Raw genomic sequence first — 12,899 nt, forward strand, 5'->3', positions numbered from 1 at the left:
AGGGGCAAAAGGTCTAAGCCCACATGAGCTTGCTCATAAGTGGGTGAAAGACCTTAGGACCCGCCCCGATATGAGCATAAAAGTGGGATGATAATCCCACGATATGCGAATAGAGGGGAGGATTGTGAGAGTACGTAGCACGGAACAATCCGTAGGCATCAAAGTCAGGGTCAAAAGGCCCCGGTCTTCGGCTGATACTTCATACTCGATACATTATATACGGTAATAAACGCCTTGGGATCCAGTTCATTGATAAATTTCATTAACTTCTGGTACTCGCTTTTGTCCACAATGGTGATGATCTCGTTGTGTTTTTCAAAATGATAGGCACCGGTGGCTTCATAGATCGTAGCGCCGCTGTGCAGATCTCTTGTAATAAACTGGCGCAGTTCTTCTTCTTTTTTCGTGATAATGCAGACACGCCGCTTGATATTATTGTCAAAAATAAAATGATCCAGAATGATTCCGTTGAAATAGGTACCCAGGATACTTAGCACCACCGTTTTCTTATCATATACCAGTGCCGCGGACAGCGCCACACACATACCGGAGAGAGACATAGCCTTACCCAGTTCCATATGGAGATATTTGTTCATGATCTTTGCTACAATATCCAGTCCTCCGGAAGATGCATTCCGGTTGAACAGAATGCTGAGTCCCACGCTGACCACCAGAATATAGCAGAGCACGTCCAGCTCCTGACTGTCTGTCAGGGATCCGAAATTCGGAAACAGAATCTCGAAAAGTCCCAAAAATATCGGCAGCATCACAGAGGTATACACCGTTTTGACTCCGAACTCTCTGCCACAGGTAACAAATCCGATCAGTAACAATACCACGTTCAGAATCATGGTAATGGCAGACAACGGAAGCGGAATAAAGTTAGCCAATACGATTCCCAGACCGGAGATGCTGCTGACCGACGCGTGACTTGGCACCAGGAAAAAGTAGACTGCTGCCGCGATGATGGCCACCGCCACAGTCAGGATCCCTGTCTCCTTCATTATTTCTGCATAATTTATTTTTTTCTTCATAATAACATTTTCTCCAACGATATATTTTAATTTGTTTCTATACTCTTCTCATCTTATTATTCTTAGAGTACTATTACAGCGGCATCAAGTCCCTCTATTTTTCCATCAAAGGGATTCTCTCTAAGTAAATCATATTTTTGCGCATACTCATTAAACATTCTTGCGCTGCTGCTGCAGTTGAAGATCAAAGCGAGTGTCTCTTCTCCATTTTTTCTGGTCAGGACGATCGTCTCTTCCTCGTCCCTTGCAGCTAGTTCCATCGGTTCACCCTCTACGATACATGCATGGTTTTTTCGCACCTTCAGCAGCTGCTTATACCATTCAAACATCTCTTTATCCTGGTATTCTTCATCCCAGTACATGCCACGTCTGCAATCCGGATCATTTGCTCCGGGCATCGCGAATTCATCTCCGTAATAAATCATGGGCATTCCCGGTAATAACAATTGAAAAGCTGCAGCCAAATGCTGCTTTTTCTTATTATCATCACATAGATGTAGAAATCTTGCTGTATCATGGCTGTCGATCAGATTCCACATTAGAGGATAGCATTTTTTGTTTAAGCGCCCCTTCAAATATCCAAGATTCTGTATAAACTGGCTGACATTGATTTTTTCATCTGCAAGCAGATCTATGAGATTCAGGTAAAATGGATAATTCATGACCGTATCCCATTCATCTCCCTCAAGAAAATCTCCTGCATAATGCCAGATTTCTCCAATGATCAGCAGATCCTTTTTTACTGCCTTAACAGCCTTTCTAAATCGCTTCCAGAAGAAATGACTGATTTCGTCACCTACATCCATTCTCCATCCATCGATATCGCATTCCTTAATCCAATAACATGCAACATCTGTAACGAATTTTTCAACCTCCGGATTTTTCAGATTTAACTTTGGCATTCCGCCATAATAACCAAAACATTTGAAGTTAGGAGTTTCTCCTTTTTCACCCTTCAGCGGAAATCTCTCGATAAAATACCAGTCCAGATATCTGGATTTATCTTCTTTTTCTATAATATCCTTAAATGCAAAAAAATCTCTTCCTGTATGGTTGAATACCGCATCCATCACTACTTTCATTCCACACTCATGCGCTTTTTGCACCAGCTCCTTAAGATCCTCTGTTGTTCCGAAGGAAGGATCAATCTGGTAATAATCAGTGGTATCATATTTATGGCAGGAATCCGATTTAAAAATAGGTGTTAAATACACAACATCTATTCCCAGCTTCTGAATATGATCCAAATGATCAATAATTCCTCTGAGATCACCATGCAGATTATCCTTAGATGTAATGGGGGCTTTATACCACAGCTCCTTGTCTATTGGCTGTGATGCTGCAAAGCGAGATGGAAAAATCTGATACACAACCTTGTTTGCTGCCCACTCCGGCACCTCAAACATTTCTTCCTCACGAAGGTTTTGCGGACAGTCGAACATTCTGTCCCTGTTTGTAATGCATTCCCTGCTAAACTCATAGTTGCCGTAATATACCTTTTCTCCCTGCATATCCGTAAATTCAAAATAATAACGGAGGCATATTAAATGCATCTGAAGCTGTGCCTCATAATAATCATGAAACTGTGATGTGGCAACCTTCTTCATCGAAATCGTCTTTCGTGTATCCTTCCATCCCAATGGTATGTACTTGTCCTCATAATGAAGAATGATCTCTTTTATATCATCTTTTTTTACCTGCACACGTATCACAAATAAATCCTTATCGATTGCATAGCAGAATCTTTTATCCATATCATGAAGAATTGCTGAATATTCCATAATTTTTTCCTTTCTATAGCTCGAAAAAAGCGTTTTTTCCTTCTTGATTATAATTCCTTTTTATTATGCTGCACAAGTCACAAAACGATAAAAAGGTCACCGTTTCTGCCTGTTCTGTTGGGGCAACGGAGCTGTAATAGATTTTTTCTTCTTCAACTGTAAAAGGTGGGCGCTTACGCTCCCACCTTCACACTTTTATTCAATTACTATGTCAGATACTTATTCTTCTGAACCACTCTTTTTCCTTACATAGAATATGGCTCCAATAACAATCAGCATAATACAGATACGCCCTGATTCTTTCTCATCTTGTCTATATAATTATATTCTGTATCTCCCTCACAGAATACTGCAAACCTCTTCTGGAGGACTCTTGTTTTTCTACTCAAATGCCGTACCTCCCAATATTCCCTTCATATAAAACTCATATATCTTAGTGTTTTCATACCTCACTTCCGGAAAATCTGCTAGAGAATACAATTCTGATGTCAATTCATCTTTACTTTTTGTAATGAAATAAATCTGCTCTTTCATGTATGTCTTCAAATTTAGGTGTAATACATTATGTGTAGAAAATACAAACTGCCCTCTGTGCTCCATACCGTTAATATACGCAATAACACGGTCTGACAAGATTGGATTAAGAACCCGGTCCATCTCATCTGCAAATACCACTTTATTTTCATATACCACGCGAAATATCTGTACAGCCCATGCAAAAAATTCTCTGACACCGGTTGAATCCTGTGATAATTCTCTCTTAAACTGCTTTCCCTGTGCATTCTTACGAATTACCAGAGTTTTAGAATAAGGCTTCTCATCATCCACTTCAATTCCGCAAATGCTGTAATCTACCATCTTAAAAATTTCTACATATCTTGGATCTTTCATAATTTCAAGATCCCGTTCCTGCCTGACAATGCTGTCTATATTGTCAGAGGGGATATTACCCGGATATAGGACATTTAACATCCATTCAACAGTTGCTGACGCATCCTTATTTCCGAGAAGAGCCAGTTTAACTACAAATAATCCGTTACTATTATTGCTATTCTTAAGAGCAGCTGTCACTTCCCTGGCTGTTCCTCTTTGTAATGTATATATGTTCTCCTGATCCCGTAAAATATCAAACACTACATGCTCAGCTGATTTCCGCTGGCTGCTTCTGATAAGTTTTTCGCTATAGATTCCTTTTGTATCAACAATAGTTTCATACTCATAAATATAATGATTCCCCGCTAAGAATACTACATTAAATTTCTGTTTGGGATTATTACACTCCATCAAAGTATCTGCGTTAATATATGAATTAACAGACTGCACTTTCATGTTTGTATCAAACAATGATTTCAGATATTTTAATCCATTTATAAAGTTGGACTTACCACCTGCGTTCTCACCTACGATAACTGCCGTTTTCAGCAAGTCGTATCCTGTTTCTGTTGTAATATAGTTATCCGGAAAGCGCTTCTTTACTTTCCCGCCTGGTGCTTCTAATGAAAACTCACACTCTTCCTTGAACGAACAAAAATTGTCAAACATATATCTTATGAGCATACTTCCACCGCCTTTCAATAATCATTATATACTAAAAAGATCCGATGTAAACCAGTTTTTTGTTTTACATCGGATCTTTTTATAGATATCATGTTAAAAAGTGAGCACCAAATATTAAATACATACTTTTAGCTGTTTTTTGTTGATTTTGCTCTTTCTATTAAATCGTGCAACTCCTATGAAATCATCATTATTCTTCTTCTGAACCACTCTTTTTTCTTACATAGAATACGGCTCCAATAACAATCAGCATAATACAGATACCTATAATAATGATTATCGTATTATTCCATGTATATTTTGAAGTGCTGTCATCTGTCTTAGACGCAGGAATGGTTTCATCAGATTTGTTGTCTGCCTGACCGTTATCACTCATAATCCTGGTATCAACAACAATCGTGTAATCTGATGCATGGGTAAATACAAGTTCCGCATTTCCATCCGGATCAATCTGTCCGGCACTGATAAATTCCAGTTCTCCGGTCTGTTCATTGTAGTAGAACAGGTTCGCATACAGTCCTGCATTCTTTGATTCCATGTTGACGGTCAGTGTGGCTGTAAATCCAAACTCTCCGTCATAAGCAAGCGTCAGGTTCATGGAAGAACGTTCCCCTGTCACGTTGTTGATCACATCCACAGGAATGGATTTTCCTGCATCGGCTCCGACTGTCACATCAAAATCAATATCTCCGGCTGCATCAGTAATATCCTGTCCATTGATTTTCCAGGAAAGACCATTTCCCATGTCAAGAACAAGTGTTGTATCTTTGCCCTTGATACTGTCAATTACATCTTTCGGTACTACCGTCGTTCCGTTCATTGCAACCGTTACCGTATCGCCTGCCTTAGCTTCTTCAAGCTGTGGCTTGATCACATCCCAGCCTTCCTTGCCGCTGTCATCCTTGATGTATGGCTTAATTGAAGTACCATTGTCCTTACCATTATCCGTATCAGGCTGTGGCTTCTGATTCTGATTACCATTGTGTGTGCCAGACTGCGGTTTCTGGTTTTGGCTGCCATTATCCTTGTTGCTGTCATCGGACTTGATCTTAGCGATCGGCTGTGTGTAACTGTGTCCGCACTTGGAGCAGGTGTAGGTCATGATGCCTTCCTCTGTTGTCGTTGCAGCTTTGGTTACTTTTGATACATAGCTGTGTCCTGTTGCCGGAATATTCTCCGTGTAGCTGTCTCCACAGGAACAGGTATAAGACCTTACCCCTGCCTCTGTACAGGTTGCTTCCTTCGTAATGCTTCCCGTATAGTTGTGAGTGTGCTTTTCCTCCGGCAGCTTCGCAATGCTCTCTGTGTAGCTGCTGTTGCATCTGGTGCAGGTGTAGGTTCTGATGCCTTCCTCGGTTGTCGTTGGCTGCTTTGTTACGGTTACTTTATAATCATGTCCCAATGCTGCCAGCTCTTTTCCGGTACTCATAAGTTTATCGCAGTCCGTACAATAGGTATCTCCTGCGTATCCGGTCTGCGTGCAGGTCGCTTCCCGCTGATTCCGTATTTCAGTGTGCGTGTGATCACATTCTCTTCTTGTAATCGTAATGCTTACACTTTCTGTCTCATAATTTCCCTTGTCAGCTCCTATATAAACCGCAGTCGCCGTCACAGCCACACCATCTGCAAGCACCGTGTCCTTATCTGCCTCCTGCCAGCTCCATCCTTCCTGAAGTGTAATATTGCCAACCTTCTTTGTGCTGTGTGCCGGTGTCATTGCAGCTTCCGGCATGTTTGGAGCTTTCGCTGCCTTATTGACCGTAACTGTTATTGTTCTAGTTACTGTATTGTAGTTGTTTGTGTCATCAGGTGTAAATACTGCCTGATAGCCTTTGTTGTTTACAGTCGGAATGATGTTCGTTCCTGTAAAGCTCCATGTTCCGGCAAGTGAATTGCCATCTGCCCCTGTCACACTTCCGCCTGTTATATCTGAACCGGTAAGCGCAGCATCCGGATTGTATCCACGCTCTGCAACGGTTGGTACTGTTACAACTATCGGAGTTGCCTTGGCTACTGTGATGGCTGCTGTTCCGGTAAGTTCCGCGTAATACGTACTGTCTGCCGGCTTGAATACCCAGCCCGCCTGTGTGGTTCCGGCTGCCGGTATCTCGTCCGGATTGCTCCATGAAAGAATACCTTCTATCACATCATCTGTACCGGCTTCCACAAAAACGGTATTTCCAAGTGTCAGCTTTGAAACCTTTTCCCCATAGGTCAGCGCATTGCTTCCATCTACAGATACGGTGTTTCCGCTCTTAATCTCTACCGTCTTCTTATCTGTAATACTAATCGTCAGCGTGTATCCAGCATTCGCATAGTTCTCCATCGAAGCTGTTACCGTGATAATTGCTGTCTTTCCAACCTTGGACGCATCTACCTGATTTACTTTATAGGTCAGATTTCCGGCTGTATCGACTGTTACCTCACTTAAAAGCTTCTCTGTATCTGTCTTTGCAACCGCATATGCTGTAGTTCCCCTATCCGTCGGAAGCTTTCCTGCAATATTCACACCGATTGCCTTACCGTCTGAACCGGAAGCATACGCATAGGTCTTATTTTCCGTGATGCTGGAAACGGTGAGTGGGCGTTTGGTAATATTTACCCAGGCGGAGCCGGAAGCATCCGCATAGCCGAACTGGGAGACCTTATAAAATACGATCTTTGGACCATTCGTGAAGTTGGTGTAGGTCAGGCTGTCCTGTGTGCAGCTATCTGCGCTTTCGCCGTATTTTACGGTTGCGCCACTGGGCACGCCGGTGAGGGTGATTCCGTGCGCCTTACCGTCATACACACCATCATAAGCCTCAGGCGAAATGCCGCTGAAGTTCTTCTGCGTGAGTTTGACCTTGATCTGCGCCGTCACAGGCATGCCGGGCTGCTCCACCTCGTTAGCAATCGAAGTAAGATCTAATGTTCCGGTGAGCGTCTGCTCCTCCAGCGTATTCGGATTATAACCGCTCCATGTGACGGGGATCTTATCAAATGTTTTGCCGTCCTCCGTGGTGATCGTCACGGTTTCGGGTAGTCCCAGCTCTTCCAGCGCCGTTCCGTAGGGCTTGTCCGTAATGCCAGTCAGCGTATGGCAGCTCTTTACCGTACGCTTGACAACCGTTACGTTATAGTCCTGAGTCAGCTCCTTGTAATTATTGGTATCTGTGGGAGTAAACACAATCGTGGTGGTCTTGCTGCCTGCGCTGTCCCAAGATTTCGCAGCACCTGCCTTGAAAGCGAAGGTGCCTTCGCCGCTGCCGCCGGTGAGGGTCGCTTCACTGTTGACATAAACCGATGCAGAAAGCGTCGGCCATTCGGTCACCACCGGATTAGCCTTCTGAATGGTATACTCCACGCTGGCAGTGGCAGCCTTGTTACCCTCGCCCACCGTGATGCTGGCGGTGTACTCGCCCGCGTCGGTGGGGAGCGCGCCGTTTTCCAACATCTGTTGACCATACGTGCCCGTCTTTATGTAGCTGATGGTGATCCCACTCGCCGCCGGACCCTGCCAATCGCTGCTTGCAGTCACCGTGGCGGGTTTGCCTTCCCCGCTGTAGGTCAGCTCGGCGGGGGCCGCAATGGTCACGCTGCCGCCGTTTCCGTCGGTCAGATAGCAGCCCTCTGCCGTACACTTCGCGGTGATGGTCGCGCCGCTTGCCGTGTACGTCCAGCTATGCTGATGCTGGGTCACGGTGAACGGCTCGCTGTAGCAATTGTAGCCGTTGCTGCACTGGACGTAAATGTGGTACTGATAGCTCTTGTCTACGGGCAGCCCGGAGATTGTGAGCGTCTTGCTCTTCTCGCCGGTATGCGTTGCAGTATTAACTTTTTTGAAACTCGTGGTCCAGTCGTTTTCTGATTCGTTAAACAGCTCCCACCAGTAGTAGTAGGTGACGTTCTCCGTTTCGGGCTCGGACGCGATTACCGCAGTCAGCGTGATATTGCCGTCCGTCGCAAACGCCGAGCTTCCGGTGTAGTTCGTATCGCTATTCGGATAGATCTTTTCGACCGCGAAGGGGGCTTTTTCAACGGTGACTTTTGACGGGATTGAATTGGCGTTGGGGAGCCATTCATTATCCGTTGTTTTTTTGTAAGCGTACCCCTTCGCCAGCAGCGCGTAGGGCTTGACATAGCCGGCATCGCTCGTGATCGCGCCGTAGCTGCCGCCGCTGAGGCTGGCGCTGCTGCCGTCGTCCTTTACAGCCACACGGCTGAAGGTGCCGTTGCTCAGCGAAAGCTTTCCGCCGTTCTTCGCCGTGACAATGGCGAGCTTCGTATCCTTGTCCTTGACGGTCAATTCCGCGTCTTTGCCGTCCACCGTCACATAGAAGCCTCCGTTGCTGCCCGTGACCGTCAGAGAAATGCCCTTGGCGATGAGGTCCACACCATCGACCGTTTTCCCGCCGGTCGCCAGCGTCACCGGCCCGCGGGTCAGCTCATAGGTGGTCCGCTTCCCGTTGACAGTGTCATCCACATTCTGATACAGCGTGATGGTCTTTGCACCGTCCGCCGCGTTCGCCGCCTCAATGGCAGTGGCAAAGGCCGTGTACCAGCTCGTCTTGTCGCCGATGGTCAGCGACGCCGCCATCTGCTTCTTACAGACACTGCAAATGCCCTTGCCGTCCGTGCCGCCGTTGTGCGTATGCGACACGACCTTGACATTTTCCAGCGTATTCACTCTATCATTGGTCACAGCCTGATTATCACTTGCTCCGTAATACGCCGCGCCCTCCGCCAGCAGGTCGGCGAGTTTGCGGTCGCCGTTGGTTTTGATCATCGTAAATGTGCCGCCGGAGAGCTTGACTTTGGTGGTGTAAAAATCCGCGAAGGTAAACGTGCCGCCGGTGATCGTCCCCGTGACATTGTAGTCAAACGTAACGCCGCCATATTTCTTTTCATTATTAAAGCTGCCGCCGCTGATGTTCGCGATGCTGCTGCCGTTGAATTTGACATTACCAGTGAAGGTACCGCCCTTGGCGTTCAGCGTACCGTTCACCTCGACGGAGGCGTCGGTAAATGTGACGCCCTCCTTCACCGTCGCCGTGCCGTCGATGGTCGCACCTTTATAGCTGCCGCTGGCAAAGGTCACGTCCGCGTTTTTAGCGACCGTCACATTCTTGGCGGTGTGCGTTCCGCCCTTCAGCGTCAGCGTGCCGGTCAGCGGCATGGAGGTGCCGAAAGCATACATATCCCGCAGCAGGGTCAGCGTCGGCTCGGTGCAGCCCTCATTGCTCCAGCCGTTCAAGGTCTGGATGGCCTCTACATAGCCGTGTTCCAGCGCACTGTCTTCCGTGAAGTAGGCAGTCTTGGTCGTGCCGTCGGTGCTCTGGGCGGTAATTTTCGTATACAGGTCCTTGTGGCACACAGAGCACACGGGGTTGCTGTCATCGGCGCACTGATGGACGCACTCCGGGAACTGCACCTTGTACGTTGTATAGCCGGTCAAGTCCACAATTTTAGCGCTCTTATCAACGATGCTCCATGTACCGTCCTTTTCGCCGTACAGCTCGCACTTTGCATGGTTGGTTTTCAGCAGGTCTTGAACGGTGAGGCTCTTGCTCTTCGTGCTGTCCGTGATCTTGCCGATGGTGCAGGCGTTTGTATTGCCATTCCACAGCTTCAGATTGTAGCCCGTACTTGTGGAGCCAGCCGCAGCATTGCTTAATACCAACTCGCCGATTTCGCCGCCAAAGCGCTCCAATGCGCCGCCGGCCTGCAGCTCCACGCGCGAAATCTTGCCGGTGTAGGAGTCGCCGACTGCAAGCGTTCCGTTGGAGGAAACGTAAAACGTGACATCGAGCGCCTGCGTTCCGCCGCCTGTTCCGGAATCCTTGACCGTCAGAGTCCTGGGTTTGTTCCCACCTCCGACGCTAATGTAATAACGCTCGCTGCTGACAGTTTTGCCATTCAGATCCAGCGTCGCTGAGTAGGTGTAAGAAGAAGAGCAATTTCCTGCGAGTGTCACATCCCGCAGCAGCGTCACGGTGTTGCCTCTGGCTGCATCAAACGCCTTCGTCAGCGTCTGATAATAGGCGCTATCGCCCACGCGCGCGTCGAATTGCGTATGGCACTTCTTGCAGGTGTAGCCGGTATCGTCCATCTCGTGCGTGCAGGGCACAAGATAGACCTTGCCGTCATCGCCCAGGCTGGTCACGCAGTCGGCGGCGTCCGCCTTGAAGTTCTCGGCGCTGAGCGTCACGCCGCTTGCCGGTTCGGCGATGGCCCCAAGATTTATGCCTTCACGCACGCCCACACGGATGACCGAATCCTCTCTCAATGCGCCTGATACAAGAATGGGCAGCTTCCAAGCTTCATTGGCGTAATAACCGGCCTTCACCGAGCCGGAAATAGTGAGCTCAGGAGTGTTGCTTTCCCTTCCGTCGTAGTAAACGTCATATTGAGAGTTGTCGGTAACGGTAGCATCGGTGAGGGTAATAGCGCCCTTTCCATAGATGCCGCCGCCCTCAAAGGTACTGTTGTTTCCGGTGATCGTCACATTCTCGACGGTTACCCCTCTCTCCGAATAAATGCCGCCCCCGTGGCCATAACTTGTATTCCCCGTGGCGGACGCCTTGTTGCCGGTGATCGTGGCGTTGGAGATCGAAACTGTGCCGGCGTTAAAGTGGATATAGATCCCGCCGCCGTTGCCGGCGGTCGCCTTGTTGCCGGTGATGGCTCCGCCGTCCATGGTGAAGCTGCACTTCTCACCCACATATACGCCGCCGCCACCGCCGTCAGACGCACCCGCAGTGTTATCGGAAATGGTTCCGCCATGCATGGTGAATCTTGGCGGGTCGGTCTGATTCGTCGTGCCGACAAGGAACACACCGCCGCCGCTGCCTGCTTTATTACCGGTAATCTCTCCACCATACATGGTAAAGGACGAGCCGGTCTGATAGGCGCTGCCCTTTATACCGACCTGCACGCCGCCGGTGATCGTGCCGCTGTACAGTTCAAATTTGCCGCCGTTGACGGTCACTTCGCCTTGAACCCTGCCGCTGCCGATGCAGTCGGTCAGCGTCAGCGTCGCGCCGCTGCCGATGGTGATTTTGCCGTTGATCGTCTGCCCGTTCAGGCAGAGGTTGACCTCGCCTTCTGGCACAGCCCAGCTCCCCGACACAGACCGCGTCAGATAATAGCTGCCCGCAGAATTAGGCAGGGAATCGGCTGCCGTCCATGCTGTGCTGTTGTTATGGGTATGACCGTTGTACCGCTGTCCTTGCCGCAGACACAGTGGGTATGCTCGCCGGACTGTGCGTCCGCCAACAGCGCGGTCTGGCTGTTGAACCAGCCGAGCAGCGCCTCGAAGTCTGCGCCGGTGATCTGCGCCTGCTGCTCTGCGTTCAGTGCTTCATAAGCATCATACGCCGCCTGAATGTCGTCATAAGCTGCGTCCAGCTCGTCGGCGGTCATGCCGTCCAACTCACTCACGATGGGCAGCGCATCGATCATCGTCTGCACAGCGGATACCGCCGCGTCCGCATTGTTCCCGGCGTTTTCATCCTCGCCGCTCTCCGGCGCATCTGCTTTACTGTCCTCAGCGCCACCGGCGTCAGGGGTACCGGTATTTTGCGGGTCACCCTCTGAACCGTTCTCTTCCTCATTCGTTCCAGCCTGTTCGGATACGGCGGGCGAAATTTCCTCCTGCCGCTCCTGCTGCACGATGGCGCCGCTCTCCGGCGTATCCTCCGCCGCTCGCACGGGTGCGGGCAGGAGCGTCAGACACAGCGCCAGCGCCATGAACATACTCAATACTCGTTTTTTCATAAGATTCTCCTTTAGGATATATGTATAAGGTTTATATTCAGCCCGTTCAAGCACAGGCTCAGCTTTTATAGATCATCCGGAATGAGCCACAGCTTTTTTGCGGCTGTCCTGGCTTCCGCCCGGCGCTTCACGTCCAGCTTGTCGAGAATGTGGCTGACGTGGGTCTTCACCGTGGGCAGCTTCACGTCCATGATCTGCGCAATCTCGGCGTTGGACTTGTCCGCGCAGATGAGATGCAGAATTTGTAGCTCCGTGGGCGTCAGCTCCTCGCCGGGGGCAAGGCGGGGTTCGAGGAAATGCGGGTAGAACGCCGCCTGCATCCGCACCGCCGCCATTAACTGCTTATACCACTTTTTGTCGCCATCCCATTCCAGTGCCCCCAGCAGCGGCAGCACTGCCGTGCCGTATACGCTGACGGTGCGGATGAATCGGTACTCTGCCGCCGCGCCCAGCGCCGCCGTCAATCGCTCGCGCCACCGCTCATCCTTCTTGCGGCGCAGGGCGATGGCAGTCAGGACATTCAGGTGAATGCCGTCGATGATGCGGGCGCAGTTTTGAATGTACGGCTCCATGGGTGAGAGCGTCAGCAAAGCGGCGTCCGGGCGGTTCTGCATAATTTCCACCATTGCCTGCGTGAGATACTGGTAGCGCCGCATGACATTCAGGTGCGTTGGTTCGCAAGGGGCTTTTTCCCGGTACCACGCATCCGCCGCATCAAGGTCGCCGGTGTGCATGTCAATACGGCAGAGCATGGCGTCCATATTGGGCA

The 12,899-nt window shown here is 49.1% G+C and carries 7 protein-coding genes; all 7 read right to left on the reverse strand.

Annotation, left to right across the window (positions count from 1 at the left end):
* Nucleotides 1-13: 13 nt before the first annotated feature.
* Nucleotides 14-196, reverse strand: a complete 183-nt coding sequence (locus tag ACLTOH_RS09410; protein WP_119624235.1) for a hypothetical protein — start codon at nt 194-196, stop codon at nt 14-16.
* Nucleotides 171-1,034, reverse strand: coding sequence for a YitT family protein (locus ACLTOH_RS09415; RefSeq protein WP_119624236.1), 864 nt, complete (start codon nt 1,032-1,034; stop codon nt 171-173). Before ACLTOH_RS09415 ends, ACLTOH_RS09410 begins: the two co-directional genes overlap by 26 nt.
* A gap of 62 nt (nt 1,035-1,096) precedes the next feature.
* Nucleotides 1,097-2,815, reverse strand: coding sequence for a glycoside hydrolase family 13 protein (locus ACLTOH_RS09420; RefSeq protein WP_119624237.1), 1,719 nt, complete (start codon nt 2,813-2,815; stop codon nt 1,097-1,099).
* 381 nt (nt 2,816-3,196) lie between these two features.
* On the reverse strand, nt 3,197-4,372 hold the full coding sequence (locus tag ACLTOH_RS09425) for an ATP-binding protein (protein ID WP_119624238.1): 1,176 nt from the start codon (nt 4,370-4,372) through the stop codon (nt 3,197-3,199).
* Between the two features lie 190 nt (nt 4,373-4,562).
* A complete protein-coding gene (locus ACLTOH_RS09430) occupies nt 4,563-11,465 on the reverse strand; it encodes a right-handed parallel beta-helix repeat-containing protein (RefSeq protein ID WP_119624239.1) in 6,903 nt (2,300 codons plus the stop codon).
* A gap of 26 nt (nt 11,466-11,491) precedes the next feature.
* A complete protein-coding gene (locus tag ACLTOH_RS09435) occupies nt 11,492-12,184 on the reverse strand; it encodes a hypothetical protein (RefSeq protein ID WP_145985632.1) in 693 nt (230 codons plus the stop codon).
* An 11-nt stretch (nt 12,185-12,195) separates the two neighbouring features.
* Nucleotides 12,196-12,899, reverse strand: a 704-nt coding sequence (locus ACLTOH_RS09440) for a LuxR C-terminal-related transcriptional regulator (RefSeq protein ID WP_412223997.1), incomplete at its 5' end; no start/stop codon positions are given.

This window comes from Waltera sp. (genome assembly GCF_046969025.1).
Classification (GTDB): domain Bacteria; phylum Bacillota; class Clostridia; order Lachnospirales; family Lachnospiraceae; genus Acetatifactor; species Acetatifactor acetigignens.

What these genes read in the sequence shown, in the direction of transcription:
- ACLTOH_RS09425 (WP_119624238.1), bottom strand. Translation starts at nt 4,372, where the DNA reads ATGCTCATAAGATATATGTTTGACAATTTTTGTTCGTTCAAGGAAGAG.
- ACLTOH_RS09420 (WP_119624237.1), bottom strand. Translation starts at nt 2,815, where the DNA reads ATGGAATATTCAGCAATTCTTCATGATATGGATAAAAGATTCTGCTAT.
- ACLTOH_RS09415 (WP_119624236.1), bottom strand. Translation starts at nt 1,034, where the DNA reads ATGAAGAAAAAAATAAATTATGCAGAAATAATGAAGGAGACAGGGATC.